Annotated in this window: 27 protein-coding genes; 16 read left to right on the plus strand and 11 right to left on the minus strand. The window is 65.4% G+C overall.

The window, feature by feature from the left end; all coding sequences use genetic code 11:
* Nucleotides 1-109: 109 nt before the first annotated feature.
* The 3 genes from BRSPCE3_RS00400 to BRSPCE3_RS00410 all read left to right on the plus strand — a co-directional run bounded on the left by BRSPCE3_RS00400 (nt 110) and on the right by BRSPCE3_RS00410 (nt 1,507).
* A complete protein-coding gene (locus BRSPCE3_RS00400) occupies nt 110-793 on the plus strand; it encodes a DUF2161 domain-containing phosphodiesterase (protein WP_244063419.1) in 684 nt (227 codons plus the stop codon).
* Between the two features lie 16 nt (nt 794-809).
* Nucleotides 810-1,109: a putative quinol monooxygenase gene (locus tag BRSPCE3_RS00405; protein WP_244063420.1), complete on the plus strand. Its 300-nt coding sequence runs from the start codon at nt 810-812 to the stop codon at nt 1,107-1,109.
* Nucleotides 1,110-1,198: 89 nt separating this feature from the next.
* Nucleotides 1,199-1,507, plus strand: coding sequence for a hypothetical protein (locus BRSPCE3_RS00410; RefSeq protein ID WP_076860275.1), 309 nt, complete (start codon nt 1,199-1,201; stop codon nt 1,505-1,507).
* 78 nt (nt 1,508-1,585) lie between these two features.
* On the opposite strand, the gene BRSPCE3_RS00415 is transcribed toward BRSPCE3_RS00410, so the two are convergent.
* Together BRSPCE3_RS00415 and BRSPCE3_RS00420 are read right to left on the minus strand one after the other, a co-directional pair.
* Entirely contained in the window at nt 1,586-2,209 is a 624-nt protein-coding gene (locus BRSPCE3_RS00415; protein WP_244063423.1) for a GNAT family N-acetyltransferase, read from the minus strand.
* A 140-nt stretch (nt 2,210-2,349) separates the two neighbouring features.
* Nucleotides 2,350-2,748 carry a PaaI family thioesterase gene (locus BRSPCE3_RS00420; RefSeq protein WP_244063424.1) on the minus strand — a complete coding sequence of 133 codons (399 nt, stop codon included), beginning with the start codon at nt 2,746-2,748 and terminating at the stop codon, nt 2,350-2,352.
* Nucleotides 2,749-2,894: 146 nt separating this feature from the next.
* Between BRSPCE3_RS00420 and BRSPCE3_RS00425 the strand changes: the two genes are divergently transcribed.
* Nucleotides 2,895-3,680, plus strand: a complete 786-nt coding sequence (locus BRSPCE3_RS00425) for a cobalamin-binding protein (RefSeq protein ID WP_244063426.1) — start codon at nt 2,895-2,897, stop codon at nt 3,678-3,680.
* A gap of 192 nt (nt 3,681-3,872) precedes the next feature.
* On the opposite strand, the gene BRSPCE3_RS00430 is transcribed toward BRSPCE3_RS00425, so the two are convergent.
* Together BRSPCE3_RS00430 and BRSPCE3_RS00435 are read right to left on the minus strand one after the other, a co-directional pair.
* Nucleotides 3,873-5,150, minus strand: a complete 1,278-nt coding sequence (locus tag BRSPCE3_RS00430; protein ID WP_244063428.1) for an ArgE/DapE family deacylase — start codon at nt 5,148-5,150, stop codon at nt 3,873-3,875.
* 56 nt (nt 5,151-5,206) lie between these two features.
* A complete protein-coding gene (locus BRSPCE3_RS00435) occupies nt 5,207-5,932 on the minus strand; it encodes a pyridoxamine 5'-phosphate oxidase family protein (RefSeq protein ID WP_244063430.1) in 726 nt (241 codons plus the stop codon).
* A gap of 72 nt (nt 5,933-6,004) precedes the next feature.
* Between BRSPCE3_RS00435 and BRSPCE3_RS00440 the strand changes: the two genes are divergently transcribed.
* From BRSPCE3_RS00440 to BRSPCE3_RS00450, 3 genes are read left to right on the plus strand one after another with little or no spacing between them, the layout of a single operon-like run.
* Nucleotides 6,005-7,507, plus strand: a complete 1,503-nt coding sequence (locus BRSPCE3_RS00440; protein WP_244063432.1) for a PLP-dependent aminotransferase family protein — start codon at nt 6,005-6,007, stop codon at nt 7,505-7,507.
* 54 nt (nt 7,508-7,561) lie between these two features.
* Nucleotides 7,562-7,711: a hypothetical protein gene (locus BRSPCE3_RS00445; protein ID WP_244063434.1), complete on the plus strand. Its 150-nt coding sequence runs from the start codon at nt 7,562-7,564 to the stop codon at nt 7,709-7,711.
* 11 nt (nt 7,712-7,722) lie between these two features.
* Nucleotides 7,723-7,965 (plus strand): DUF6719 family protein, encoded by a 243-nt coding sequence (locus tag BRSPCE3_RS00450; protein WP_244063435.1) that lies wholly within the window; start codon nt 7,723-7,725, stop codon nt 7,963-7,965.
* Between the two features lie 53 nt (nt 7,966-8,018).
* On the opposite strand, the gene BRSPCE3_RS00455 is transcribed toward BRSPCE3_RS00450, so the two are convergent.
* Nucleotides 8,019-8,414: a hypothetical protein gene (locus tag BRSPCE3_RS00455; RefSeq protein ID WP_244063437.1), complete on the minus strand. Its 396-nt coding sequence runs from the start codon at nt 8,412-8,414 to the stop codon at nt 8,019-8,021.
* 39 nt (nt 8,415-8,453) lie between these two features.
* Nucleotides 8,454-8,612, minus strand: coding sequence for a hypothetical protein (locus BRSPCE3_RS00460; protein WP_244063440.1), 159 nt, complete (start codon nt 8,610-8,612; stop codon nt 8,454-8,456).
* Between the two features lie 448 nt (nt 8,613-9,060).
* Between BRSPCE3_RS00460 and BRSPCE3_RS00465 the strand changes: the two genes are divergently transcribed.
* On the plus strand, nt 9,061-9,288 hold the full coding sequence (locus tag BRSPCE3_RS00465) for a hypothetical protein (protein WP_244063441.1): 228 nt from the start codon (nt 9,061-9,063) through the stop codon (nt 9,286-9,288).
* Nucleotides 9,289-9,402: 114 nt separating this feature from the next.
* On the opposite strand, the gene BRSPCE3_RS00470 is transcribed toward BRSPCE3_RS00465, so the two are convergent.
* Nucleotides 9,403-9,963, minus strand: a complete 561-nt coding sequence (locus tag BRSPCE3_RS00470) for a CreA family protein (RefSeq protein ID WP_244063443.1) — start codon at nt 9,961-9,963, stop codon at nt 9,403-9,405.
* A 222-nt stretch (nt 9,964-10,185) separates the two neighbouring features.
* Here BRSPCE3_RS00470 and BRSPCE3_RS00475 point away from each other — a divergent pair, with 222 nt between their 5' ends.
* The 4 genes from BRSPCE3_RS00475 to BRSPCE3_RS00490 all read left to right on the plus strand — a co-directional run bounded on the left by BRSPCE3_RS00475 (nt 10,186) and on the right by BRSPCE3_RS00490 (nt 14,405).
* The gene (locus BRSPCE3_RS00475) at nt 10,186-11,913 is read left to right on the plus strand and encodes a L,D-transpeptidase family protein (RefSeq protein WP_244063445.1); all 1,728 of its coding nucleotides are present in this window, start codon (nt 10,186-10,188) and stop codon (nt 11,911-11,913) included.
* 178 nt (nt 11,914-12,091) lie between these two features.
* A complete protein-coding gene (locus BRSPCE3_RS00480) occupies nt 12,092-12,661 on the plus strand; it encodes a glutathione peroxidase (protein ID WP_244063447.1) in 570 nt (189 codons plus the stop codon).
* Nucleotides 12,662-12,825: 164 nt separating this feature from the next.
* A complete protein-coding gene (locus BRSPCE3_RS00485; RefSeq protein ID WP_244063449.1) occupies nt 12,826-13,827 on the plus strand; it encodes a polysaccharide deacetylase family protein in 1,002 nt (333 codons plus the stop codon).
* A 20-nt stretch (nt 13,828-13,847) separates the two neighbouring features.
* Nucleotides 13,848-14,405, plus strand: a complete 558-nt coding sequence (locus tag BRSPCE3_RS00490; protein WP_244063450.1) for a dihydrofolate reductase — start codon at nt 13,848-13,850, stop codon at nt 14,403-14,405.
* A gap of 96 nt (nt 14,406-14,501) precedes the next feature.
* Here the strand turns inward: BRSPCE3_RS00490 and BRSPCE3_RS00495 are convergent, their stop codons facing one another.
* Nucleotides 14,502-14,954 (minus strand): DoxX family protein, encoded by a 453-nt coding sequence (locus BRSPCE3_RS00495; protein WP_244063452.1) that lies wholly within the window; start codon nt 14,952-14,954, stop codon nt 14,502-14,504.
* A 156-nt stretch (nt 14,955-15,110) separates the two neighbouring features.
* The gene (locus BRSPCE3_RS00500) at nt 15,111-17,420 is read right to left on the minus strand and encodes an NADP-dependent malic enzyme (protein ID WP_244063455.1); all 2,310 of its coding nucleotides are present in this window, start codon (nt 17,418-17,420) and stop codon (nt 15,111-15,113) included.
* 224 nt (nt 17,421-17,644) lie between these two features.
* On the opposite strand from BRSPCE3_RS00500, the gene BRSPCE3_RS00505 reads away from it, so the two are divergent.
* Entirely contained in the window at nt 17,645-19,636 is a 1,992-nt protein-coding gene (locus BRSPCE3_RS00505) for a hypothetical protein (protein ID WP_244063457.1), read from the plus strand.
* A 156-nt stretch (nt 19,637-19,792) separates the two neighbouring features.
* Here BRSPCE3_RS00505 and aspS read toward each other — a convergent pair whose 3' ends face one another.
* Complete coding sequence (aspS, locus tag BRSPCE3_RS00510; protein ID WP_244063459.1) at nt 19,793-21,565, minus strand: aspartate--tRNA ligase; 1,773 nt, start codon at nt 21,563-21,565, stop codon at nt 19,793-19,795.
* Nucleotides 21,566-21,763: 198 nt separating this feature from the next.
* Here aspS and BRSPCE3_RS00515 point away from each other — a divergent pair, with 198 nt between their 5' ends.
* Nucleotides 21,764-23,236 carry a YdiU family protein gene (locus BRSPCE3_RS00515; protein WP_244064922.1) on the plus strand — a complete coding sequence of 491 codons (1,473 nt, stop codon included), beginning with the start codon at nt 21,764-21,766 and terminating at the stop codon, nt 23,234-23,236.
* Nucleotides 23,237-23,344: 108 nt separating this feature from the next.
* On the opposite strand, the gene BRSPCE3_RS00520 is transcribed toward BRSPCE3_RS00515, so the two are convergent.
* Entirely contained in the window at nt 23,345-24,334 is a 990-nt protein-coding gene (locus BRSPCE3_RS00520; protein ID WP_244063461.1) for a zinc-dependent alcohol dehydrogenase family protein, read from the minus strand.
* 111 nt (nt 24,335-24,445) lie between these two features.
* Here BRSPCE3_RS00520 and BRSPCE3_RS00525 point away from each other — a divergent pair, with 111 nt between their 5' ends.
* Both BRSPCE3_RS00525 and BRSPCE3_RS00530 read left to right on the plus strand, forming a co-directional pair.
* Nucleotides 24,446-25,345 (plus strand): LysR family transcriptional regulator, encoded by a 900-nt coding sequence (locus BRSPCE3_RS00525; RefSeq protein ID WP_244064923.1) that lies wholly within the window; start codon nt 24,446-24,448, stop codon nt 25,343-25,345.
* A gap of 339 nt (nt 25,346-25,684) precedes the next feature.
* Complete coding sequence (locus tag BRSPCE3_RS00530; protein WP_244063463.1) at nt 25,685-26,077, plus strand: VOC family protein; 393 nt, start codon at nt 25,685-25,687, stop codon at nt 26,075-26,077.
* Nucleotides 26,078-26,124: the final 47 nt, after the last annotated feature.

Raw genomic sequence — 26,124 nt, forward strand, 5'->3', positions numbered from 1 at the left:
CACAATAGCCGCTCGGCCGCGCTTTGGGCAATTCCAACCGCCTCGGCGACCACAATTCCGCGCTATGCTGGCGCACCGAGTCGCGGCCGGATGCCGCAGGAGCCGCCTGTTGGAAACCGCGCTTTATCTGCCCGTCAAACGCTTCCTCGAAAAACTCGGCTTCACGGTGAAGGGCGAGATCGGCGGCTGCGATCTCGTGGCGCTCAGCGGCGATGATCCGCCGGTCGTCGTGATCGGCGAACTCAAGCTTGCCTTCAATCTCGAGTTGATCCTGCAGGCGGTCGATCGCGCCGCGGCCGCCGACGAGGTCTGGATCGCGGCCAAGGTGTCGGCCCGCGGCAAGGGCCGCGAGAGCGATGCGCGCTATCGCAATCTGTGCCGGCGGCTCGGCTTCGGCATGCTCGGCGTCACCGACCGCGGCAAGGTCGAGGTGCTGGTGCCGCCGCCGACCACCGCACCGCGCCGCAATCCGAAGAAGCGTTCGCGGCTGATCACCGAACATCGCAAGCGCAAGGGCGATCCCGTGATGGGCGGTTCGACGCGCGCGCCGATCATGACCGCTTACCGGCAGCAGGCACTGGCCTGCGCCTGCGCGCTGTCGGACGGGCCGCGGAAGGTGCGCGACCTACGCGCCGAGATTCCGGACGCCGGCAAGATCCTGCTGCATAATGTCTATGGCTGGTTCGATCGCGCCGAGCGCGGCATCTATGTACTGACCGATGCCGGCCGTGCCGCGTTGAAGCGCTGGCCGCAGCACCAGATTGGTGCATCCGGGGCAGAAGCCACCCCGTAACACATTGGGGGAGATCATGATCGTCGTCACCGGCAGCGTCACCGCCCGCCCCGACTCCATCGACGAGGTGCGGCGGTTGAGCCTCGAGCATGTCCATCGCTCGCGCACCGAGCCGGGCTGCATCTCGCATGCGGTCCATGTCGACTGCGAGAATCCACTCAGGCTGGTGTTCTTCGAGCAATGGGCCGACCGCGCCGCGCTGGCCGCGCATTTCGCGGTCCCCGCATCACGCGATTTCGTCCGCTCGCTGCAATCTCTCGCGGCAGCGGCGATCACGATCGAACTTTATGACGCTCACAAAATTGAGAGACTCTAGCTGCATGGCTGGATTGCCATCTGATATTCATATTGCAATGCAACATTGGGCACCTTACGTATCTCCCGCGATTCAAAGATGAGGCGGCGATGAGCGGAGACTGGAACACCAAGTATGGCACCCGGCGCGTGCGGCATGATCCGCCGACGCTGGAGGAGGCAATCTTCGCCGCCGTCGGCATCACCGATGACGTGGAAGCCCAGGCTGAGATCGCGTCGTCGCTGATGGGGCTGCCCTATGACGAGGTGCTGGCCGAGGTGAAGAAGACCGCGCGCGTCAGCGCCCGCACCGGCACCGCAACCCGTGTGATCGCCGGCGAACAGGGCGCGCAGCGCTCCGTCGTGGTCGAGCGCCGCGTGGTCCGCCGCTTCGCCACCGACAAGCGCACCGGCACCTGAAAAGCAACAACCTTTTGCTCAAAGAAAAAGGGCAATCCGCTGAGCGGATTGCCCTTTTTCCGTTTGATCTGAAGTGGCTCAGGCCGCCCGGCCCCAGCCCGACATCTGCATCACCATTCGCCAATAGGCGCGGTTCATGTCGACGATCGCGCGTGCGGCCTCGACCGGCGTAACCGGTGCAGCGACCGGCGCCGGTTCGGCCTGGTGCTGTTCGGTCAGGTCGATGCTGCCGGTGGACTCACCATGACGGAAGGTCAGCTGCGCACCGAACTTGGTGGCGAGCGCGCGCATCGCGTCGTTCTGCGCGCCGGTGGTGATGCGCAGACTCTCGTAGCCCTTGGCATGCGCCTCGGCGATCAGCTTGCGGAACAGGGTGCTGCCGACGCCCTTGCGGCGCGCCGACCGTTCGACGCTGAAGGCGATCTCGGGTTGAGCATCCGGCGATTGCTCCGGCGGATGCAGCTCGGCCGCACCACGGACCACGCCATCCTCGAAATAGGCGATGATGACGGTGCCGTCGTTGGCGCAGCGCTCGGCATAGCGGCGGATGAAACTGTCGTCGATGAAGCCATGAAAACGATCATGGCGGCTGGTACGGTCCAGTCGCAACAGGTGATCGCGCAGCAGAGGAAGCTCCTCCTGCTGGCTCAACGTCCGCACAGTGCCCTTCGCGGACGTCGGACGGATGGAATCATAGTTCATTTCATAACTCCTCTTGGTAGCCCTCGAGGAGGCGTCGAGTCCCTAGTGATCCCCATATTGTGCGTCGCACAATATAATTCAAGTATCTAGATTCATTTAAGTAAACAATGATGTGATCGAAAAATCACATCATCGCCTCATCATAGTACCAGTTGCGTTTGCGTAACGACCGCGACCAGCCTGCCGTCTTCGGTCTCCAGCCGGGTTTGCCAGACCTGGGTCCGCCGGCCCCGGTGGACCGGTGTCGCGGTGGCGATCACGGTGCTCCCCTCCTTGGCGCCGCCGATAAAATTGGTCTTGCTCTCCAGCGTCGTGGTGCCCTTGGCGTCCTCCGGCAGGTTGATCACGGTGGCGGCGGCACCAACCGAGTCCGCGAACGCCATCACCGCTCCGCCATGGATCGTGTTTCTGAGGGTACAGAGGTCCGGCCGCACCATCATCCTGGCGACCACACGATCCCGATCGGCCTCGGTGAAGGTGACGCCCTTCAGTTCCGCAAACGGCATCTTCATCGACTGGATCTTTTCGAGCGGCGTCATGAGCACTCCCTCTGTGCGGTCTTCTTCAAGGTTGGTGCCGGCATGATGGAATGCCTCAGCACGCCGGGCAATGACCTCCAAGGTAATGGAGCGGATGACGTCATCGCCGCCGTGACAATCCTTGGCGAGTCTGCATACCGTCCGCGATGCGCGACTTCCCTCCCCGCCGGATCGTCTGCCTGACCGAAGAGACCGTCGAGACGCTCTATCTGCTCGGCGAGCAGGACCGCATCGTCGGCGTCTCCGGCTATGCGGTGCGGCCGCCGCAGGTCCGCCGCGAGAAGCCGCGGGTGTCGGCCTTCATCTCCGCCGACATGCCGAAGATCCTCGCGCTCGACCCGGATCTCGTGCTCGCCTTCTCGGATCTGCAGGCCGACATCGTCGCCGATCTCGTGCGCGCCGGTATCGCTGTCCATGTCTTCAACCAGCGCGATGTCGCCGGCATCCTCGCGATGATCCGCACCCTCGGCGCCATGGTCGGCGCCACTGAGCGTGCCGAGCAACTCGCGCAAAGCCTCGAGCAACGGCTCGCCGCGATCGCGGCTACGCCGCGTCCGGCGCCGCGGCCAAAGGTCTATTTCGAGGAATGGGACGATCCGCTGATCAGCGGCATCGGCTGGGTGTCCGAACTGATCGAGATCGCCGGCGGCGAAGATGCGTTGCCGCACCTGCGCGCGCACAAGGCCGCCAAGGATCGCGTCGTCACGCCTGACGCCGTCCGTGCGGCGATGCCCGACGTGATCCTGGCGTCCTGGTGCGGCAAGAAGGTCGTGCCCGATCGCATCCGCGCGCGCGATGGCTGGAGCGACATTCCGGCCGTGCGCGACAACCGCATCGTCGAGATCAAGTCGCCGATCATCCTGCAGCCCGGCCCCGCCGCGCTGACCGACGGGCTCGATGCGATCGTGAAGGCGTTGTGGCCGGAGCGCTGAACCTTCCAACGTCGTCCCGGCGAAGGCCGGGACCCATACTCCGCGGCGGATGTTGTGACGGGACTCGTCATTGCAGCGCTGCGTAACAAGCCGCATTTGTGGTTATGGGTCCCGGCCTTCGCCGGGACGACACCGAGTGTGTTGCGCCATCACGTACAACACTGCGACTGCAATGATGTGAGCGCGAGCGCCCTACGCCTTCTCCACCCCACACCACTCCGCGACGAACAGCGCCATGGCCTTGGTCGCTTTCCGCAGCGAGTCCAGCTCGACATATTCGTTGAAGCCGTGCATCGCCGCGCCGCTAGCACCGAAGCAGAGGCTTGGGATGTCGTAGTTCAGGCCGTAGAAGCGCGTGTCGGTCAGCGCGGTGAAGGCGCGGTCTTGCACTGCGCCGCCATAGACCGCCTGATGTGCCTTGGCGAAGGCGGCTTCCGGCGCCTCGGAGTTCACCAACTCATAGCCTTCCGACAGGAAGCCCGACCATTCGACCTGCGGCGGATTGTTGGAGAGGAAGCGATGATCGCGTGCCGCGGCCGACACGCAAGCCAGGATCTCCTTCTGGCATTCGGCGATCGACCAGCCCGGCAGCACCGCGATGCGGCAGTCGACGTCGCACCAGGCCGGCACGCTGGAGGCCCAGTCGCCGCCCTTGATGATGCCCGGATTGAAATTGATCGGATGATTGACGTCCTTGAAATGACGATCGCTCTTGGCGCGTTCGTTCCAGGCGATCTCGAGCTTCTCCAGCGCATGCACCAGGTGATACGCCGCCATGATCGCGTTCGAGCCGGCGCCGGCCTCGAACACATGCACCGGGAAACCGCGCACCTTCAGGCGGAACCAGATCACGCCGACCTGCGAGCGGATCATGGCGCCGTTGGTCGGCTCCGGGATGAAGCAGGCATCGGCGCGGTAGCCGCGCTGCAAGGTCGAGAGCGCGCCGACGCCCGTGCTCTCCTCCTCGATCACCGACTGGAAGTGGATCCGCGCCGTCGGCTTCAGCCCCGCCTTCTCGATCGCATCCAGCGCATAGAGCGCCGCGATGGTTCCGGACTTCATGTCGCAGGCGCCGCGGCCGTACATCCTGCCGTCCTTGATCACGGGCGAGAACGGCGGCGTCTCCCACATCTCCAGCGGGCCGGTCGGCACCACGTCGCAGTGGCCCTGCAGGATCAGCGATTTGCCGGCATTTGTCGCCGGGCGGTAGGTGCCGACCACCGTGCGCGCCTTGGAGAAATCATGCTCGATCGGACCGAAGCCACGCAGATCCTTCAGATCGTCGAGATTGATGTGCCAGTCGTCGACCTCATAGCCACGCTCGCGCAAGAGGTCGCCGATCATGTCCTGGCACGGTCCCTCGGCACCGCGGGTCGAGGGGATCGCGACAAAGGCCTGCGTCGTCGCAAGCTGTGCATCGAATCCCTCGTCAACGGCGGCAAGGATTCGTTGTTGCGTCTCGGCAGTCATGCGGGCGGCTCCATGGGGGACATCAGAAAAGGCGGGAGCCGCAACGTAACCCGATTTCACTCGGCCGGGTATTGCGCAAAATAGGCATCCCGCAATGCATCTTCGAGCAGCCGGCCTTCCGAATAGCCATCGAGCGTCGCGGGCCGTGCCACGCCGTCGAGCAGCCGCGGACACGGCTCCGGCGCGCCGAGCACCGTGCGCACCGGAATGCGCTCGGCATAGATCGGCAACTCGTAATCCTCATCGTCGTCGGCGACGCCCTTGGCGCGCACCTTTGCCGAGGCTTCCTCGATCTCCATCGCGATGAACGAGGTCGCCTTGATCTCCTGCTTGCTGCTGGCGCGCAGGCCTGCGGTGCGGTCGGGAAAGAAGCGGTCGACCATCGCGACGATCGCGCGCTCCTTCTCTTCCGGGTCGGTAACGAGATAGGCCGAGCCGAACGCCATCACCGCGCGATAATCGGCCGAGTGATTGAAGCCGCAGCGCGCCAGCACCAGGCTGTCGAGATGAGCGACCGTCAGGCAGACGCGCTGCCCCTCCGACTGGTTCTCCAGCATCCGGCTCGCGCTCGAGCCGTGCCAATAGAGCCTGGTGCCTTCGCGCCAGAAGAAGGTCGGCGTGCAATAGGGCTGGCCGTCGATCACGTAGGAGACGTGGCACAGCATCGAGGCGTCCAGGATCTTGTGCACGGTGGCGTGGTCGTAGAAGCCGCGGTCATGGCGACGCTTGACCCGGTTGCGGGACGACAGCGGGTAGGACGGAGTGGATGCGCCTTCGGTCACGGTATGCCTCGCCAAATCTGGAATCTGTCCAGAGTTGTAGCGGTTCATTTGGTCTGCGATAGTGCCAATTCCATGCGAAAAATTCCGACCAATTCCCGAGAGCCCGCGGCGCGCAAGCCGGAGCTGCCGCTCGACCTCACCGGCCCGCATGTGACGGCGGGCGCGGCCTCGCAGCAGCGGCTCTATCAGGCGCTGTGCCACACCATCGTCGGCGGCCTGGTCAAACCGGGCGAGCCGCTGCCGCCGTCGCGCGCGCTGGCCAAGCAGACCGGCTTCCGCCGCAACGCCGTCACCACGGCCTATGAGCGCTTGATCGCCGACGGCTTTGCGGTGGCGACCACGGGCTCGGGCACCTTCGTCGCGGCGCGCATCCCGGCAAAGGCCGCCGCGCCGCGACGCACGAAGATCGAGATCGAGCCGCCGCAACACAATGCGCTGTCGCTCGGCTGTACCCATATCGACGAACGCGCACTGCAACGCTTCCGCGCCTTCGCCGGCCGCAGACTGCGCGCCTTCGGCTCCGAGCACCTGCATTACGGCGATCCCCGCGGCAGCAGCGAATTGCGCGCGGCGATCTCAGACCATTTGCTATCGGCGCGCGGCCTGCGCTGCGATCCCGACCAGATCATGCTGGCGTCGGGCACACTGCACGCGCTGCGCATCGTGCTCGGGGCGATCCTCAAGCCCGGCGACCAGGTCTGGTGCGAGGATCCCGGTTACCCGGCGGCGCGGCGCGCGATCGAGCATTGCGGCTATCGCCCGGTGTCGGTGCCGGTCGATGGCTCGGGCATGCGCATCGACAGGGGACGCCTCTCCGCTCCCGCGGCACGCGCCGCCTATGTCACGCCGTCGCACCAGTTTCCGCTCGGCGTGCAGATGGCGATGCCGCGCCGGCTCGAGCTGCTCGACTGGGCACGCGACGCCGGCGCCTTCGTGTTCGAGGACGATTACGACAGCGAGTTCCGCTATGACGGCGCGCCGCTGCTGTCGCTCGCCGGCATCGATCATCTGCGCCGCGTGATCTACATGGGCACGTTCGCGAAGACGCTGTTTCCGGGATTGCGGATCGGCTACTGCGCCCTGCCCGAAGCCTTGATCGGTCCGGTGACGGCGGCGCGCGCCGCGCTGGACCGCTTTCCCGGCACGTTGATGGAAGGCGCGGTCGCCGACATGCTGAACTCCGGCGCCTTCGCGGCGAACTTGCGCAAATCGCGAAAGCTCTACCGCGAGGCGCGCGACGTGCTGGCCTCAACGCTGACAAACGCGTCCGAGGGGACACTCACGGTTCCCGTGCCGTCGCAGGGCCTGCATCTCGTGGCGCGATTGGATCAAGCGACCGATCCACTGGTCGCAGCGCAGGCAAAGGCCGCCGCCGGCGTCGGCGGCTGGCTGCTCGCCGAGACCTATCATCGCGCGCCGCCACTGCCCGGCTTCGTGCTGGGATTTTCCGGCCATCCGGTTCCGCAACTCGTCGCGTCGGCGGAACAACTGGCGAAGACAACGCTGAATGCGCTGCGCGCGACGCGCAAGGTATCCGCCCAGCCGCGGCGCTCTAGGAGAATCGCAGCCACCTGACTAAGGTCGCCCGCGTTGAATCGTTGAGTCAGCGTCCTCTTACGGAGATACCGGATGCCCAATCGCAACGTCCTGTATCTCGTGATCGGCGCGCTGGTCGTGATCACGGGCATGCTCGGCTACAATCTGTACCAGGCAAAGAAACAGCCCGAAGGTCTGCAGATCAATGTCGGCCCCGACGGGGTCAAGATCCAGAACAAATGACGGAGGCTTTGATGCCGCGCATTGGATTCGTCGCGCTCGCTAGCGCCGTCGCACTTGGCGCGATCATTCATTCCGCCTCCGCACAGACCGTCATGCGCGAGGCCGACATCGTCGACCTCCGGGTCGGTCAGCGCGTCCTGGTCGATGACGGTTCCTGCCCAGCCGGGCAGATCAAGCAGGTGATCGGCGCCAGGCTGAGCCAAAACGGCGTGGTGCGGACCCAAAGCTGCGTGCAGCGCCTCGCCAAAAAGTAAACGCCCCGCTCTCGCGAGGCGCCTCGTTCGTCATTGCATCGGTGATGCGCCGCTCAGTTCGAGATCGGCTCGAACATGCATTGCAGCGTCGGCTTGGCGATCTTGGTGAAGGTCGGGCCGATCTCGCCCTGTTTGGACGGCGGCACCCAGTCGGTCTCGATGGTGGGCACGCCGGTCTCGCTGATGCCGCGCAGCAGGGCCTGGCGGAGATCGGGATCATCCACCGTCGCAGCCGCATGGTCATGCAGACAGCCGCAGACAGCCTCGGGATGCGCCCAGCGGCCGAGCATATGCGGCGCGCATTGGCGGACGAATTCGTCGCGCGGTTCGGTCACCCGATACAGCGAGCGGATCTGCATCGACTCAAGTGGAAGCTGGGATTGAGCCTGCGCGGAACCCGCCAGAATGATCGATGCGAACATCGCGGCGGAGCAGAGACGGATCAGCATGGGGAGCCTTTACCGGCAGTTCTGTTTTTCGCGTCGCGATCAGTTGGCCTGCGCCATCACCATCGGGGCCGAGGTGACGACTGGCGAGCCGTTATAGGAGAAGGTGCCGATGCCGGGCAAACCGCTGTCCGGGGAGCCAGCCATCGACGAACCGGCCATCACGAAAGCGAAGGCGAGGATCAGGCTCATGGTTCGCATTTGAGTGTCTCCGTCGTTCCGACTCGGCGCCCGGCGCCGCTGTGTTGACGGGTTGATAACGATCTGCCGTTTCGGGAGTTCTGCGGAACAAGCTGAAAATGGTTTCATCCCCCCGAGAATTGTTTCGTCAAGCGGGGGCCCACGAAACAATCGCGGGAAAACGCCAATGTTTTCAGTGGCGGCGCGCGGGCAATCCGCGTGTTCAAGATTTCGCGCGCCGACAGCCAGCCCGGCCGCCGCGGATCTCAGGCGAATTATGTCAGCAAATTGAGCGCCCTACCGCGCTTTCTTAACTTTCCTCTGCTGAGACAGGACGCGGCACAGCAAGGGCGGCGTGAACCGGGCGACGGTTCGGCCGACTCATCTGGGCGCCGTGCAACCATCTCCGTGGTGGCACGTTGTGGTGATTCCCCGATCCAACAATTGTTGTGATCCGATCCAACGAAGGATGTCAGTCGTGGGCAATGGCAACATGGGTGTTGGCAATGAATCCGCGGCCAGCAAATCCGGCCAGCAGCAACAGATGACGGCCGCGATGCCGCAGCAGGGCGCTTACGTCATGGGCGACAACGAGTGCGCGCCGCAGAAGCTGGTCCGCCTCGTCGGCTGCCGCGACTCGAAGCTCAAGCCGGGGCTGAGCATCAGCGCGAAGCAGCTCGGGCAAACCAAGCGCTAAAACGCGATGAAGGTCGCGCTTTAGCGTCTTGTTCGAGCATGATCTTTTCGCACTTTTCCGGATCATGCCGCCTCGCCCGCCGCTTCAGCCGGCCCGGCCAAGCCCCTGCCCCGGCTACTGAATGAACTCGCCGCACTTCTGCACCGCGGTGGCATCGGCGGCGCCCCACGGCATGATCGGCACCGACGACGTCGAGTTCTTCGGCGAGCCCTCGATCAGCTTGTCCGAATAGACCATGTAGACCAGCACGTTGCGCTTGGCGTCGCAGCCGCGCACGATCTGCATCTTCTTGAAGAACAGCGACCGCCGCTTGCTGAACATGTCGTCGCCCTGGCCGAGCTTGCCCTTGAAGCGGATCGGCCCGATCTGCCGGCAAGCCAGCGAGATATCAGAGACTTCCTCGGCAAGCCCGAGCCAGCCCTTGAAGCCACCCTTCTCCGGCACCGTGAAATGACAGGCGACGCCATCGACCTCGGGATCGTCGACGCCATAGGTGGCGAGCTTGTCGTTGGGGCTCACCCATTTGAACACCGTCGAGCGGCGAAAGATCAGGTCCGGCTCGTCGGCCGCGGCCGCGGGAGCCGCCTGCCCCAAAGCCACCAACATCAGCAGCGCCGCGCACCCCCACCGAGACAACAGTCGCACATCACACAAGCTCACAGTTCTCGATGTCATGGAAGTCTCCGCGGGGTGGGTGTCGCCTATGTAGTGCGCAAACGCCGCACAGGAAGGCGCTGACAGTTCGGTGATCGGACCGGGCGTTTAACCTCTTGTGAGGCTTTTTTGCTACGCTTTCGTCGAAAATTCGCCCCTCACGGAAGGGTTAGATCGCTTGCGCTGGTGAACGTGTTCCGCGTCTGCGACAACCAATGAATAGTTTGGACTGGGATTCGGAATATGCCTGGAAGCGGACGTCGGATTTCGATTTTTGATTCTGCGAACGGGCGGTTCTGGCAGTTTGCAATCCTGACGGCCGCCGGCACCGTTGCCGCCTCCTCGCAGGCCGATGCGGCCTTGTTCTACTGGAACCAAAACTCCGGCTATTACGACGATGTCGAGCCGATGCCGCCGCAGCGGGCCCGGCCGAAGCGCAGCACAGCGAAGAAGAATCCAGCGATCGAGAAGGAGGCCGGCCGCAAGCCGCAAGGTCCCCTGGTCATCTCGGTCTCGATCGACCAGCAGCGGGTCAGCGTCTACGACGCCAACGGCCTCTATGCCGAGAGCCCGGTGTCGACCGGCATGAAGGGCCACTCGACCCCGATGGGCGTCTTCAGCGTCATCCAGAAGCAGAAATACCATCAGTCCAACATCTATAGCGGCGCGCCGATGCCGTACATGCAGCGCATCACCTGGTCGGGGATTGCGATGCACGCCGGTGTGCTGCCCGGCTATCCGGCCTCGCATGGCTGCATCCGCATGCCGATGTCGTTTGCGGTCAAGATGTACAACTGGACGCGGATGGGCGCGCGCGTGTTCGTCACGCCCGGCACGATCTCGCCGGAGAGTTTCTCGCATCCGCTGCTGGTGACGCAGAAGGTCGCGCCGCAACAGCCGGTCGCCGACGATATCCTGAAGATGGACGCGCCGCTCGGTGTGAAGAGCGACAAGGGCGCGGACAAGCCGCAGACCGGTCTCGATCTGCGCAGCAGCGTCGGCCATGCCGCCGCCGCGTCGCTGCGTGACAACACCCACACCGCCGACGCCAGCGGTGCGATGCCGGCGAGCGCGTCGGCGACGATGTCCGATGCGTCCGCCTCCACGGCGCGTGACGCCATTGCGGAGAAGCTCGCCGCCGACAAGCCCGAGGCGACTGCCGACAAGCCGGCCGATGCCAACTCAACCGCGAACGACGACAAGACGGTCGGCGAAACCACCGGCAGCACCGACACGCCGAAATCAGAGGTTTCTGCAAACGACGCGGTGAAGGCTGAAGCCAAGGCCGACGAGCCGAAAGCTGACACGACGAAGGTTGACGCAGCGAAGGCCGATACGTCGAAGATCGAGGCATCCAAGCCGGATGCAGTCAAGGACGCTGCCAAGCCGGCGGATCCAGTCAAGACCTCCGACAAGCCTGCCGCAGCCGCAACAGCAGCTGAGACCCCCGACGCCAATAAGGATGCAGCCAAGGATCCGGCTCGGCTGCCGGGCCTCGCCAAGATCGACGTGTCGAAGCGCGCCGGCCAGATCGCGGTGTTCATCAGCCGCAAGGATTCCAAGCTCTATGTGAGACAGAACTTTGCGCCGCTGTTCGAGGTGCCGGTGACGATCGCCGCCAGCGACCGGCCGCTCGGAACGCATGTGTTCACCGCTGAGACCGACAAGGCCGATACCAACCTGCTGCGCTGGTCGGTGGTGACGCTGCCGACCCGCAACGCCGCCCGCATCGACGTCGACGAGCGCGCCTCGCATCGCCGCAAGCTGGCGGCCGCAGCACCGGTCGAAGCCAGGCTGCAGCCGGCGACCAACACCCCGGCCGAGGCGCTCGACCGCATCACGATTCCGGCGGATGCGATGGCGCGGATCAACGAAGCGCTCGGCACCGGCGGATCGATCATCGTCTCCGACCTCGGCGTCAACCAGGGCGAGACCGGCGAAGGCACCGACTTCATCCTGCCGCTGCGCTGAAGTCAGCGTAGCCCGGAAAGCGCAGCGAAATCCGGCATCAGCCCGTCCGCGGAGAGTGCGACCCCGGATTGCGCTTCGCTCCATCCAGGCTACCCGCTGCCAGCAATAACGCCTTCTTGAAAGCCCAAGCCCTCCCTCTGGACTATGATCCGGCGACATCTGTTCCGGGGACGAGACCATGATGGACCGCAGGACATTGATCGTGGCGGCCTTCGCCGCGGCCGCAGGATCCCGTGCGCTGTATGCCGAGCAGCCGGCGATGAGCCGGATCACGGCTTACGCCTTCTCATTCCCCGCACTTGCCGGCGGCGACATTCGCCTGGCCGACTATGCCGGCCGTCCGCTGATGATCGTGAACACGGCATCGCTTTGCGGCTTCACGCCGCAATATGCCGGCCTGCAGCAAGTCTGGACCGAATTCCGCGAACGCGGCTTCGTCATCATCGGCGTGCCCTCCAACGATTTCGGCGGCCAGGAGCCCGGGGGCCCGACCGAAATCGCCGAGACCGCGCAGCACCAATACGGCGTCACCTTCCCGATCGCAGCGAAAGCGGTGGTCAAGGGCGCAAACGCACACCCGTTCTACCGCTGGGCGGCGGAGGCACGGCCCAAGGACGTGCCGCGCTGGAATTTCCACAAATACCTGATCGGCCGCGACGGCTATATCGCCGACGTGTTCCCTGAGTCGGTCGCGCCCGACGATACGCGCATCAAAACCGGGATCGCACGGGCGCTGGCGGCAGCCTGAGAGACGTTGGTAATCCCCGGAATTAACTGGGATTTTGAGTACGTGCCCGCCACCTTCATTGCCTTGGCGCCGCCGTTGCGACTAGGGTACGATCGGTTGGGGGCGAAGCGGCCTTGGTTGCGGGCATAGCCGGCACCGGGAGCGCGATCAGCAGGGAACACGCCATGCGCATTGCAGCAGGTCTGATTTTCGCAGGGACCGTATCGTTGCTCGCCTCGAGCGCTGCCTGGTCGCAGACGCCGCCCGCCAAGGGCGCCGCCGCCGCGCCGGCAGCCGCACCAGCGGCCGCAGCTCCGGCACCTGCCGCCGCGGCTCCAGCACCCGCCACCGCCGCGGCCGCCCCGGTGCCACCGAAACAACCGGCGCAGCCGGCGCGCGCCGCCTGCAACAATCCGAACGCCCTCGGCGTCGCCCGCACCGTCGAGATCGACACCACCGGCGGTCCCGGCTTCGGCTTCGAGCATTTCAAGCAGCTCGACTTCCTGCGCGACCACGAGGTCGTGCTGACCTTCGACGACGGTCCGTGGCCGGGCAACACGCCGGCGGTGCTGAAGGCGCTCGCCGATGAATGCACCACCGGCATCTTCTTCTCGATCGGCAAGCACGCGACCTATCACCCGGAGATCCTGCGGCAGGTCTATGCCGCCGGCCACACGGTCGGGTCACACACCTGGTCGCACGCCAATCTGAACAACAAGAAGCTCACCGAGGATCAGCGCAAGGACGAGATCGAGCGCGGCCTCGCGGCGGTCAAATGGGCACTCGAGGTATCCCCCGCCCCGTTCTTCCGCTTCCCGGCGTTGCAGCATCCGCCGGAGATGGTGACCTATCTCGGCACCCGCAACATCGCGATCTTCTCCTGCGATATCGACTCCTTCGACTTCAAGTCGAAGAACCCGCAGGCCGTGATCGACAACGTGATGAAGAAGCTCGCCAAGCTCGGCAAGGGCATCATCCTGATGCACGACTTCCAGAAGCACACCGCGGAAGCGCTGCCGACGCTGCTGACGCAGCTCAAGGCCGGCGGCTACAAGGTGGTCGCGATGCGTGCGAAATTCCCGGCGACCGTGCTGCCGCAATACGAGCAGGAACTCGCCAAGGACGTCAAGCTGCCGACCGTGAGCTCGCGGCCGGTGAACAGCGTCGTCACGACAGTCGATCAGTAGACGCGCCAGCGATAATCCTGGTGTCCGTGTTGCGTATCGAAGGCTTTGTCATCGTCTCGGCCGACGGCCGGCTGGCGAATGCGCACAACGTGATGCCCGACGATCTCAAGATCGAGGGCGACAAGCGGTTCTTCACCGCGGCCCTCGACCGTGCCGACCTCGTCGTGCATGGCCGCCACTCCCAGGAAGAGCAGCCGAACGCGCCGCAGCGCCGCCGGCTGATCCTGACCGGCAAGGTCGCCGCCCTCGCGCCCGACCCTGACAATCCGAAGGCGCTGCTGTGGAATCCAGCCGGCTGCCCGTTCGAGACCGCGAGCCGCGAGGCCGGCGTCACCTCGGGCATGGTCGCGATCATCGGCGGCCCCGGCGTGTTCGGCATGTTCATGGACCGCTACGATACGTTCTGGCTCTCGGTCGCGCCGAAGGTGCGCATCCCCGACGGCGAGCCGTGCTTCCCCGGCGTCCCCGCCCGCACCCCGCAGCAGGTGCTGTCAGCGCATGGCCTTCATGCCGGCGCGCCGCAGCTGATCGACGGCGCGCAGGATGTCAGCGTCACGCCGTGGCGGCGGATGGGTTGAGATTGCAGGGCGGGTTACCCGAAGGCGTAGCCCGCCGGCTTCTCGCCGGGGAACGGCGGATTACGCTTCGCCAATCCGCCCTGCGCACGGAGATACTTACACGTCCCCATAGGCCGGGTCGTCGCGGCGCGGGCCGCGGCCGTAGCCGGCGATGATGAACAGTGCGCCGATCAGCGACAGGTTCTTCAGCGCATCGATCAGGGTCTTGAGGTTGTCGGGCGCCGGCTGATTCCAGAAATCATGGAAGTAGAAGGTCGCGAAGCAGACGAAGATGATCAGCAGGATCGCGAAGAACCGCGCCAGGAAGTTCACCGCGATCATCAGCCCCGCGACGATCTCGAAGCCACCGATCGCGATCGCGAGCAGCTGCATGAACGGCATGCCGACGAAGGTTTCGATCTGCTGCGTATACGGCACCACCACCGCCGGGATCGTCACCTTGGCCGTGAGCAGATCCGCCGTTGCCTGGATGCCGAACAACTTGCTCGCTCCCGAATAGAGGAACAGCACGGCAAACAGAATCCGTCCGAAGGTGATGAACGCTGGCATGGGTCGGCCTCACTGGATGGCAGAAATCGGACGAAGCAGGCGGAGCGATTATGGCCGCCCCGCCTGTTTCGATCAAATCGAATCCATCCCGGCCCGGACACGATGCGGAAAACCGCGCTGCGGCTTTCCGAACATAACGTGCTCAAACAACGCCCGTCAGCCGAACAGCGTCGGCTGCGCGCGGCCGGCGCGCTCCTGGGCTTCGACGGCGGCGACCGCCGTCATGTTGAGGATGCCGCGCGCCGTCACGCCGGGGGTGAGGATGTGCGCCGGGCGCGCCGGACCGATCAGGATCGGCCCCACCGGCAACGCGTTGGCGAGCGACTTGATCATCTGGTAGGCGATGTTGGCGGCATCGAGGTTCGGCATGATCAGGATGTTGGCCTCACCCTCCAGCCGCGATTGCGGCAAGACCATGCGGCGCGCCGCGGCCGACAGCGCCGTGTCGCCCTGCATTTCGCCGTCGGCCTCGATCTCCGGATGTCGCTCCTTCAGGAGCTGGGTCGCCCGCCGCATCTTGCGCGAGGAATCGGTATCGTAGCTGCCGAAGTCGGAATGTGACACGAAGGCGACCTTCGGCTTGAACGCGAAGCGCTGGACGTGGATCGCCGCGAGCGACGCCACTTCGGCGAGTTCCTCCGCGCTCGGGTTCGGCCGTACCTGGGTGTCGGCGAGGAAATGCGCGCCGGTGGAGGTGATCATCAGCGCCAGCGCGGCATAGTCGCTGACCCCCGGCAGGAAGCCGATGATCTCGCGGACATGGCGCAGATGGCTCATGTAGCGGCCCTCGACACCGCACAGCATCGCGTCGGCCTCGCCACGCGACACCGCGAGCGCCGCGATCACCGTGTTGTTGGTGCGGACCACGGTCCGCGCGGCCTCCGGCGTCACGCCGCGCCGGCCGGCGACGTCGATATAGGACTGCACATAGGAACGGTAGCGCGGGTCGTCCTCGGGATTGACCAGGTCGAAATCGCGGCCGGCCTTGATCGACAGGCCGAAGCGCTTGATCCTGGTCTCGACCACCGACGGACGGCCGACCAGGATCGGCCGCGCCAGCTTCTCCTCGAGCACCACCTGGGTGGCGCGCAGCACCCGCTCGTCCTCGCCTTCGGCGTAGATCACGCGCACCGGCTGGGTCTTCGCCTTGGCGAACACCGGCTTCATGGTGAGGCCGGAGCGGAACGCGAAGCGCTCGAGATTGGCGGCGTATTCGTCGAAATTGGTGATCGGCCGGGTCGCGACGCCGGACTCGATCGCGGCCTTGGCCACGGCCGGCGCGATGCGCAGGATCAGGCGCGGATCGAACGGGCTCGGGATCAGCGAACCCGGACCGAACCCTTGAGTCTCCCCGGTCTCGAAACCATGCGCCACCGCATCCGACGGCGGATCGCGCGCGAGCTGCGCGATCGCGTCGACCGCGGCGTGCTTCATCGCCTCGTTGATCGCGGTAGCGCCGACGTCGAGCGCGCCGCGGAAGATGAAGGGGAAGCACAGCACGTTGTTGACCTGGTTCGGATAGTCCGACCGGCCGGTGCAGATCATCGCGTCGGGACGCGCCGCGCGCGCCTCTTCCGGCATGATCTCCGGCACCGGATTGGCAAGCGCCATCACCAGCGGCTTGTCGGCCATCTGCTTGACCATCTCGGGCTTCAGCACGCCCGGCGCCGACAGCCCGACGAAGATGTCCGCGCCAGGAATGACGTCGGCCAGCACGCGCGCGTCGGTTTTCTGGGTATAGACCGCCTTCCAGCGGTCCATCGTGGTGTTGCGGCCCTCATAGACCACGCCGTCGATGTCGCAGACAAAGATGTTCTTGCGCTGCGCCCCCATCGAGACCAGCAGGTTGAGGGTCGCGATCGCGGCGGCGCCGGCGCCGGAGCAGACGATCTTCACATCGGACAGCTGCTTGCCGTTCAGCAGCAGGCCGTTGACGATCGCGGCAGCGACGATGATGGCGGTGCCATGCTGGTCGTCGTGGAACACCGGGATCTTCATGCGCTCCTTGAGCTGCGCCTCGATCTCGAAGCACTCCGGCCCGCGGATGTCCTCGAGATTGATGCCGCCGAAGGTCGGCTCCAGCGCGGCCACGGTCTCGACCACGCGCTCGATCGTGTCGGCCTTGATCTCGATGTCGAACACGTCGATGCCGGCGAATTTCTTGAACAGCACCGCCTTGCCTTCCATGACGGGCTTGGAGGCCAATGGGCCGATATTGCCGAGACCGAGCACCGCAGTGCCGTTCGAGACCACCGCCACCAGGTTGGCGCGGGCGGTCAGCGTCGCCGCCTCGGCCGGGTTCTTGGCGATCTCGGTGCAGGCGGCGGCGACGCCCGGCGAATAGGCCAGCGCCAGGTCGCGCTGGTTGGCCAGCGGCTTGATCGCCTGGATCTCAAGCTTGCCCGGTCGCGGCAGCCGGTGATAGGCGAGCGCGGCGTTATGGAGTTCTTCAGACGATGACGACATGCGTGCTCCCCGCGTTTCCGGCCCAAATTTCTTGTTTCTGTGCTAATCCAGGCAAAAGTCAGTTGTCCGGCAAATCGAGCCGGATGTGAAGCATGTCCAACCACTTGGATGCAACATCCGATAATGTCCCCGTCAACAGGCCCGGGCGGGCCCGTTCATCGATGCTGCACCTTCCGGCCGTGGATTGGCAATTTTTTTTCCCTTGATGATCCGGAGTTGACCGAATGAAGAAAATTCTGCTCGGCCTGATCGCCGTCGCAGCGCTCGCGGCCGGCGGCTACTTCGGTTTCGACTTCTATGCCCAGCGCCGGGTCATCCGCGACGTCGAGGCCGCGTTCGAGCAGGTCCGTGCCGCCGGCGCCAAGGCGAGCCACGGCAAGATCGCCTTCGACGTCAAGAGCCGCACCTTGACGATTTCAGACATTGCCACCGAGTCGGGCGCGCAGGCCCCAGTCAACGTCAGGATTGCCAGTCTCACAATGACTGGCCTCGGTCAGCCGGACGCGGGCCGGATCTCCGCCGACAATATCGAATTCAGCGATGTTGAAATGGCGGTGGCGGGACCAACCCCAGCGATCGCCTCCCTGACCCACAAGGCGCCGCGGATCACGGTGAAAAACTATTCCGGTCCCGCCACCTTGCCTCCGCCTCCCGCTTCGTCGTCGATCTTCGAGCTGTACCGGATTGCATTCGCCCAGCTCGCGAGCGTAAACGCGTCGTCGGTGACCGCACCCAAATTGACCTCAACGATGATATTCGCCGCCGCAGCACATGCCGGCGACAAAGCCGGCGGCGAGCTCACCTATTTGGGGCTTGCCATCGAAAATATCAGGGATGGAAAGATCGCTTCGAGCAAGACCGACAAATTCGCGTTCACGATCGACTCGGAGGCGGCAGGCAAGCCGGTCAAGATGACCGGCGATCTCTCCAATCTCGTCGCGACAGAAATCGATGTCGGCGCGATCGCAGCGATGTACGATCCAGCCAAGGCCAACGATAACCGGGAGTACCGGGCTCAGGGACATGCGTCGGCCGGTCCCTTTGTCATAGCCGCGACGCCCGGCCTCAACATGCGGATCGATGGCATGACTGTCGACGACGTCAGGATCAACCCATCGCGCATGCAACTGCCGGCCTTGATGGCGATGATTCCGGCGCCGGGCAACCCATCGCCGTCTCCCGCCCAGGCGCGCGAACTCCTGGAAAAAATGGCCAGCTTCTATTCGGGCGTCGGCATCGGCAATGCCGAGATGCGTGGGCTCTCGGTCGAGACACCTCAAGGCCCCTTCAAACTATCCTCCATGCGGTTCAATTTCGAACACGGCAAGATCGCCGAGCTTGCGATCGAGGGACTCGATGCGCGCGCGCCGAATGGCCCCTTCAAGGTCGGACGCTTCGCGCTGAAGTCGCTCGATGTCGCGAGCTTCATGCGGCTCTCTGCGCAGTTTGCCGCGGAGAAACCGTCGGCCGAACAGGCCTTGGCGCTGTTCCCGCTGATCGAGGGCGTCGAGGTCAAGGGCGTCACCTCGCCCTACAAGGCCACCGGCAAACCGGTCAACATCGACGTCCTCAGCCTCGACTGGGGCCAGTTCGTCGGAACGATCCCGAGCAAGCTGCGGCTGGTCGCGAAGATGGCGGCGCCGCTGGACGCGACCGATCCGCGGCAGCAGCCGCTGGTCGCCGCCGGGATCGACCGGATGGCCGTCGATGCCGATCTCGGCGCCGCCTGGACCGAGGCGTCACGCGTGTTCGCGCTCGAGCCGGTCAGGCTCGACATGGCGGGCCTCCTCAATGCATCGGCGAAGCTCTCCCTTGCCAACGTGCCGCGCGAGGCATTCTCGACCAGCGCCGCGGAATCGATGGGTGCGGCCGCGCAGATCGAAGCCGGCGCGATCGAGCTCACCGTGCACGACCTCGGCGTCATCGATCTCGCCATCGCCCAGTTCGCGCGGACCCAGAGCGTCAGCCGCGACGAGGCGCGCAACGCCGTTCTCAACAGCATCAAGGCGCAGGGCGAAGCGATCGGCGGCGCCAATCCGGATGCGACCGCCCTCGTCACCGCGATCAGCCAGTTCATCGAGACGCCGGGTCAGACGCTGGTCATCAAGCTGACCCCGCGCGCGAAAGCGCCGGCGCTTCAGCTGCTGCAGCTGCTCAAGACCGATCCGCAATCCGCGCTGGCGCAATTCAAGATCGAGGCCTCGACGGGGCTGTGATGCACAGCCCCTCCCCGTAGCCCGGATGGAGCGAAGCGCAATCCGGGAACACTTTCGCCGCGACAGGGACCGCCCCGGATTTCGCTTTCGCTCCATCCGGGCTACGCACCTCATCTCCCTCCCCCCGTAAGCGCGGGGGCGAGGTGACTTTGGAGGCTAACTCTTCGCCGGCGGGTTGGCCTTGATGTGCAGCTCCTTGAGCTGCTTCGGCGTTGCGTCCGACGGCGCGCCCATCAGCAGGTCCACGTACTGCTGATTCATCGGGAACAGCGAGACCTCGCGCAGGTTGTTGGTGCCGCACAGCAGCATCACGATGCGCTCGAGACCGGCCGCCATGCCACCATGCGGCGGTGCGCCGTACTGGAACGCACGGTACATGCCGCCGAAGCGGTCGATGACCTCCTGCTCGCCGTAGCCGGCGATCTCGAACGCCTTCACCATCGCTTCCGGCTTGTGGTTGCGGATGCCGCCGGAAGCCATCTCGTAGCCGTTGCAGGCGATGTCGTACTGGAACGCCTTGATCGTCAGCGGGTCCTGCGTCTTCAGCGCCTCCAGGCCGCCCTGCGGCATCGAGAACGGGTTGTGCGAGAAGTCGACCTTCTTGTTCTCCTCGTCATACTCGTACATCGGGAAATCGACGATCCAGGCGAACTCGAACCTGTCCTTGTCGATCAGGTTCAATTCCTCTCCGAGCTTGGTGCGCGCGAGACCTGCGAATTTCCAGAACTTCTCGGGGTCGCCGGCGACGAAGAACGCAGCATCGCCCTCCTTCAGGCCGAGCTGATCGCGGATCGCAGCCGTGCGCTCGGCTCCGATGTTGTTCGCCAAGGGACCGGCGCCTTCGCCGCCTTCACGCCACATGATGTAGCCGAGGCCGGGCTGGCCCTCGCCCTGCGCCCATGAGTTCATCCGATCGCAGAACGCGCGCGAACCACCGCCGGTGCCGGGGATCGCCCAGACCTGGTTCTTCGGGTCTTCCAGCATCCGCGCGAACACCTTGAAGCCGGAGCCGCGGAAGTGCTCGGACGCGTCCTGCATGACGATAGGGTTACGCAGATCCGGCTTGTCTGAGCCGTACTTCTTAAGTGCCTCGGCGAACGGAATCCGTGGCCAGTTCTTGGTCACCGGCTTGCCGTTGGCAAAATCTTCGAACACCCCCGTGATGACCGGCTCCATCGCGGCGAACACGTCGTCCTGGGTGACGAAGCTCATCTCGACGTCGAGCTGGTAGAACTCCGGCAGACGGTCGGCGCGCGGATCCTCGTCGCGGAAGCACGGCGCGATCTGGAAGTAGCGATCGAAGCCCGACATCATCAACAGCTGCTTGTACTGCTGCGGCGCCTGCGGCAGCGCGTAGAACTTGCCGGGATGGATGCGCGACGGCACCACGAAATCGCGCGCGCCTTCCGGCGAGGACGCCGTCAGGATCGGGGTCTGGAATTCGAAGAAGCCCTGCTCCTTCATCCGCTTGCGCATGGAATCGACCACCGCGCCACGGGTCATGATGTTCTGGTGCAGCTTGTCGCGACGCAGGTCGAGGAAGCGGTATTTGAGCCTGATGTCCTCAGGATATTCCTGCTCGCCGAACACCGGCAGCGGCAGCTCGGCCGCCGCGCCCAGCACCTCGATCTCCTTGATGTAGACCTCGATCATGCCGGTCGGCAGCTCGGGATTGTCGGTGCCGGCGGGACGGCGACGCACCTTGCCGTCGATCCGCACCACCCATTCCGAGCGGAACTTCTCGACCTCGGCGAACGCCGGCGAGTCCGGATCGGCCACGCATTGGGTGATGCCGTAATGGTCGCGCAGATCGACGAACAGCACGCCGCCATGGTCGCGGACCCGGTGGACCCAGCCTGACAGCCTGGCCGTCTGGTCGATATCGCTCTCTCGGAGCGCGCCGCATGTGTGTGACCGGTAGCGATGCATATTCGTTCCAAAACTGATGTCGGAGGGTCGAATCGCGACAGGGCCAAAAATGCCCTATCCGAAGTTGCGGAGGGTTTACCCGACGAGGCCGGGTGCGGCAACCAATGGAACGCCCGGTTTTTCGCCCGAATGGTCAATTTTCCGGGCGGCTCGCCGCCGAACGTTTGCCTATTCGCCCCGCAGGCCTATCTTCCCGATATGACCATCCATTTCCCGTTCCAGAACACCTATTCGGCACTGCCGGCGAACTTTTTCGCCCGCGTTGCGCCGACCCCGGTGGCCGCCCCCCGGCTGATCAAGCTGAACCGGCCGCTCGCGGTCCAGCTCGGGCTGGATCCGGACCTGCTCGCGACGCCGGAGGGCGCCGAAATCCTCGCCGGCAAGCGGCTGCCCGACGGCGCCGACCCGATCGCGATGGCCTATGCCGGCCATCAATTCGGGCACTTTGTTCCCCAGCTCGGCGACGGCCGCGCCATCCTGCTCGGCGAGGTCATCGACCGGGACGGCGTCCGCCGCGACATCCAGCTCAAGGGATCCGGCCCGACCCCGTTCTCGCGCCGCGGCGACGGCCGCGCCGCGCTCGGCCCCGTGCTGCGCGAATACATCGTCAGCGAGGCGATGTTCGCGCTCGGCATTCCGACCACGCGGTCGCTCGCGGCGGTGGTCACGGGCGAGGCGGTGATGCGCGAGACCGCGCTGCCGGGCGCGGTGCTGACCCGGGTCGCCTCGAGCCACATCCGCGTCGGCACCTTCCAGTTCTTTGCCGCCCGTGGCGACACCGACGGCGTGCGCGCGCTCGCCGACCACGTCATCGCCAGGCACTATCCCGAGCTGAAGGATGCCGCTCAGCCCTATCACGCACTGCTCGCCGGCGTCGTCGCGCGGCAGGCCGCGCTGGTGGCGCGCTGGCTGCTGGTCGGCTTCATCCACGGCGTGATGAATACGGACAACACCTCGATCTCGGGCGAGACCATCGACTACGGCCCCTGCGCCTTCCTCGACGCCTACAATCCGGCGCAGGTGTTCTCCTCGATCGACGAGATGGGCCGCTATGCCTATGCCAACCAGCCGCGCATCGCGCTGTGGAATCTGACCCGGCTCGCCGAGTGCCTGCTGCCGCTGTTCGACGGCGAGCAGGAGAAGGCGATCGAGCAGGCGCAAGCGATCCTCGGCGATTTTCCGGAAAAGTTCACCGCGGCCTATCAGGCCGGGCTGCGCGCCAAGGTCGGCCTGTTCACCGCGCACGACGGTGACGAGGCGCTGATCCAGGACCTGCTCGACGCGATGGCGAAGAACGCCGCCGACTTCACGCTGAGCTTCCGTCATCTCGGCGCGGCCGCGGCCGACGACGCCGCCGACGTCCGCGCCCAGTTCACCGATCCCGCAGCGTTCGACGAATGGGTCGGCCGCTGGCGTGCCCGCCTCGCGCTGGAGCGGCAGACGCCGGCCGAGCGCAAGGCCGCGATGGCTGCCGTCAACCCGGCCTTCATCCCGCGCAACCACCGCATCGAGGCGGTGATCCAGGCGGCCGTCACCAACGACGACTACGGTCCGTTCGAGGAACTGCTGACGGTGCTGGCCAGGCCCTATGAGGACCAGCCGCAGTTCGCGGCCTACGCCGAACCGCCGCTCCCCGAGCAGCTGGTGACCCAGACGTTCTGCGGGACGTGAGTCTCTACGCCGTCATTGCGAGGAGCGCAGCGACGAAGCAATCCATACCGCCGTGTACGCGGGCCGATGGATTGCTTCGCTTCGCTCGCAATGACGCTGGAGCGACTCTCACAGCGTCACCACGATCTTGCCGAACTGCACGTTCGACTCCAGATACCGGTGGGCCTCGACGATCTCCTCGAACCGAAACGTCCGCGCGATGATCGGCTTCAGCGCGCCGTCGGCCAGCCCGTCGAGGATGAACGCTTTCGCCGCCGGAAGCCGTGCCGGATCCTGGACGACCTCATGCACGCGGTAGCCGCGCAGGAGCAGGCTCTTGCTCAGCACGGTGAACAGCGGAAACGGCGTCGGCTCGGGGCTGAGCCCGCCATACTCGATCAGGATGCCGCCATGCGCCATGGCTGACGTCAGCGGCACGAAGATGGGCCCGCCGACCGGATCGAGCACCACGCGAACACCGTTCGGCCCGGCGACCTGCTCCAGCCTTGATTGCAAATCTTCCTCCGCCGATGCGATCACATGCGCAGCGCCGGCGTCGCGCAATGCCTGCGCCTTGGCTGAGGTCCGCGTCACCGCGATCGGGATCGCACCGATCCGATTGGCGATCTGGATCGCGGCGAGCCCGACGCTGCTCGATGCGGCCGTGATGACGACGAACTCGGCACGCGCGAGCTTCGCGACATCGACCAGCGCGCCATACGCCGTGAGGTATTGCATCCAGACTGCGGCGGCCGCTTCGAACCCCAGGGCCGGCGGATGCTTGACGACCAGCTCGGCCGGGAACGTCGCAAGCTCGCCATAGGCCGGCCACCGCGCCATCGAGATCGGCGGCACGATGCTGACGGCATCGCCCGGCGCGAAACCGAAGACGCCCTCGCCGATCGCCTCGACAAGCCCGGCGGCCTCGAGGCCGAGGCCGGACGGCAACGCCGGCGTCTCGATATAGGTCCCCCTGCGCATCAACGCCTCGGCACGGTTCAGTCCGAGCGCCTTGATCCGGATCAGAACCTCGCCGCGCGCGGGCGGCGCGATCGCCACATCCTCGATGCGCAGCACCTCGGGACCACCGGTCTGATGAAAACGAACCACGCGCGCCATCGGCAACACTCCTGAATTGCAAAACAGTTCAATTGAATGAGCTATGCCAACGCCAATTCGGCGGATAAATCATCGCGCAGACTGAACAGTCAAAACCAGGAGTTTCGAATGATGGACCGCCTGACCAGCATGGCCGTGTTTCTGAGGGCGGTCGATCTCGGCTCTTTCGCAGCCGCCGCCGAGGCGCTCGAGATGTCCGGCCCGATGGTCGGCAAGCACGTCCGCTTCCTCGAGGAGCGGCTCGGCGTCCGCCTGCTCCATCGCACCACGCGGCGTCAGAGCCTGACCGAGTTCGGACAGGCCTATTACGAGCGCTGCCGCGCCGTGCTCGCCGAAGCGGAAGCCGCCGACGCGCTCGCGACCGATCAACTGTCCGAACCGCGCGGCCGGCTGAAGGTGACGATGCCGGCGCTGCTTGGCCGGCACTGCGTCGCACCGTTGCTGCTCAAGCTCGCACAGAAATATCCTGCGCTTGAGCTCGATCTCTCGTTCGGCGATCCGGTCGCCGATCTGATGGAGGGCGGCTACGACCTCGCGATCAGGACCGGCGATCTCGATGCGCCGTCCGGCGTGATCACGCGGCGCATCGCCCGCCAGCGCATGGTGGTGTGCGGCTCGCGCGTGTATTTGAAGGCGCACGGCAGGCCGCGCACGCTTGACGAGCTCAGCCAGCACCAGGCAATCGTCTATCGCCGCTCCGGGGGCGTTCGCTCGTGGCTGTTCCCGCGCGACGGCCAGAAGCCGCGCGAGATCTGGCCCGCCGGGCGGCTCAGGCTCGACGATCTCGAGGCCATCGCCGACGCTGCGGCGCGCGGCATGGGGCTCGCGTGGCTGCCCTCCTGGCTGGTGCGCGAACGCCTCGAGCGCGGCGCGCTGGTCCGCGTTCTCGGCAACGAAGGCGAGCTGCCCTACGACTGCCATGCGCTGTGGCTGCCGACGCCGCGACTGCCGCCAAAGGTCCGGCTTGCGGTGGATGCGCTCGCAGCCGCGTTGCCGAAGCTCGTGGCCTAGCGCGCCGCCGGCCGCTCGCATGACGCCCGTCGTGAGCGTTAACTCACCCTCCACCATGCCGGGAGCCTCGCGGCGGTAACCATAAGGCTTAACAGCGCGTCAACGCTCCCCCAACAAGTCTAACTGTTTCTAATGGGGGAGAATGGGCCGTGGACGCATTCGCATTCGAATTCATGGGACTGGCGATGATCGCGCTGTGTCTCGTCGTCCTGGCGATGCCGGCCGCGCGCCGGCCGTCGAAGAACATGCGCTACGAGTGAGGCGCGCGAGCCGCGCGGATCGGTGTGTGGCAGACAGGCGCCCCTCGCAGGCCGTCGTCGTCAACTCTGGAGATCGTTCATGTTGGACCACGTCTCCATCACCGTATCCAACATGCGCGCGACCGAGCCGTTCTACGACGCCGTGATGGCCGCGCTCGGCGTCACCAAGATGAGCAGCGGTGACACCTGGATCAGCTACGGCGAGCGCTGCGATGCCGATCATCCGGACCTGACCTACCTGATCATCCGCCCCGGCCCTGTGCCCGAATCGGCATATGGTCGGCATTGGTGCTTCAAGGCGAAACGCCGCGAGCAGGTCGATGCCTTCTGGCATGCCGGGCTTTCAACCGGAGGATCGGACGACGGCGCACCGGGCCTGCGTCCCGAATACCATCCTCACTATTACGGGGCTTTTTTGCGCGACCCGGACGGCAACCGGATCGAAGCCGTCTGCCATCGGCGCGTCGCGTAAGACCGCCCAACCATCTCGACACGGCAGCGTTGTTCGCCGCCGCCGTA

It is taken from the genome of Bradyrhizobium sp. Ce-3 (genome assembly GCF_022835695.1).
GTDB lineage: Bacteria > Pseudomonadota > Alphaproteobacteria > Rhizobiales > Xanthobacteraceae > Bradyrhizobium.

Bases quoted from the DNA above. Each gene is read 5' to 3' on its own strand.
- BRSPCE3_RS00405 (WP_244063420.1), top strand. From the start codon at position 810: ATGATCGTCGTCACCGGCAGCGTCACCGCCCGCCCCGACTCCATCGAC.
- BRSPCE3_RS00410 (WP_076860275.1), top strand. From the start codon at position 1,199: ATGAGCGGAGACTGGAACACCAAGTATGGCACCCGGCGCGTGCGGCAT.
- BRSPCE3_RS00415 (WP_244063423.1), bottom strand. From the start codon at position 2,209: ATGAACTATGATTCCATCCGTCCGACGTCCGCGAAGGGCACTGTGCGG.
- BRSPCE3_RS00420 (WP_244063424.1), bottom strand. From the start codon at position 2,748: ATGACGCCGCTCGAAAAGATCCAGTCGATGAAGATGCCGTTTGCGGAA.
- BRSPCE3_RS00425 (WP_244063426.1), top strand. From the start codon at position 2,895: ATGCGCGACTTCCCTCCCCGCCGGATCGTCTGCCTGACCGAAGAGACC.
- BRSPCE3_RS00430 (WP_244063428.1), bottom strand. From the start codon at position 5,150: ATGACTGCCGAGACGCAACAACGAATCCTTGCCGCCGTTGACGAGGGA.
- BRSPCE3_RS00440 (WP_244063432.1), top strand. From the start codon at position 6,005: ATGCGAAAAATTCCGACCAATTCCCGAGAGCCCGCGGCGCGCAAGCCG.
- BRSPCE3_RS00445 (WP_244063434.1), top strand. From the start codon at position 7,562: ATGCCCAATCGCAACGTCCTGTATCTCGTGATCGGCGCGCTGGTCGTG.
- BRSPCE3_RS00450 (WP_244063435.1), top strand. From the start codon at position 7,723: ATGCCGCGCATTGGATTCGTCGCGCTCGCTAGCGCCGTCGCACTTGGC.
- BRSPCE3_RS00455 (WP_244063437.1), bottom strand. From the start codon at position 8,414: ATGCTGATCCGTCTCTGCTCCGCCGCGATGTTCGCATCGATCATTCTG.
- BRSPCE3_RS00460 (WP_244063440.1), bottom strand. From the start codon at position 8,612: ATGCGAACCATGAGCCTGATCCTCGCCTTCGCTTTCGTGATGGCCGGT.
- BRSPCE3_RS00465 (WP_244063441.1), top strand. From the start codon at position 9,061: ATGTCAGTCGTGGGCAATGGCAACATGGGTGTTGGCAATGAATCCGCG.
- BRSPCE3_RS00470 (WP_244063443.1), bottom strand. From the start codon at position 9,963: ATGACATCGAGAACTGTGAGCTTGTGTGATGTGCGACTGTTGTCTCGG.
- BRSPCE3_RS00475 (WP_244063445.1), top strand. From the start codon at position 10,186: ATGCCTGGAAGCGGACGTCGGATTTCGATTTTTGATTCTGCGAACGGG.
- BRSPCE3_RS00480 (WP_244063447.1), top strand. From the start codon at position 12,092: ATGATGGACCGCAGGACATTGATCGTGGCGGCCTTCGCCGCGGCCGCA.
- BRSPCE3_RS00485 (WP_244063449.1), top strand. From the start codon at position 12,826: ATGCGCATTGCAGCAGGTCTGATTTTCGCAGGGACCGTATCGTTGCTC.
- BRSPCE3_RS00495 (WP_244063452.1), bottom strand. From the start codon at position 14,954: ATGCCAGCGTTCATCACCTTCGGACGGATTCTGTTTGCCGTGCTGTTC.
- BRSPCE3_RS00500 (WP_244063455.1), bottom strand. From the start codon at position 17,420: ATGTCGTCATCGTCTGAAGAACTCCATAACGCCGCGCTCGCCTATCAC.
- BRSPCE3_RS00505 (WP_244063457.1), top strand. From the start codon at position 17,645: ATGAAGAAAATTCTGCTCGGCCTGATCGCCGTCGCAGCGCTCGCGGCC.
- aspS (WP_244063459.1), bottom strand. From the start codon at position 21,565: ATGCATCGCTACCGGTCACACACATGCGGCGCGCTCCGAGAGAGCGAT.
- BRSPCE3_RS00515 (WP_244064922.1), top strand. From the start codon at position 21,764: ATGACCATCCATTTCCCGTTCCAGAACACCTATTCGGCACTGCCGGCG.
- BRSPCE3_RS00520 (WP_244063461.1), bottom strand. From the start codon at position 24,334: ATGGCGCGCGTGGTTCGTTTTCATCAGACCGGTGGTCCCGAGGTGCTG.
- BRSPCE3_RS00525 (WP_244064923.1), top strand. From the start codon at position 24,446: ATGGACCGCCTGACCAGCATGGCCGTGTTTCTGAGGGCGGTCGATCTC.
- BRSPCE3_RS00530 (WP_244063463.1), top strand. From the start codon at position 25,685: ATGTTGGACCACGTCTCCATCACCGTATCCAACATGCGCGCGACCGAG.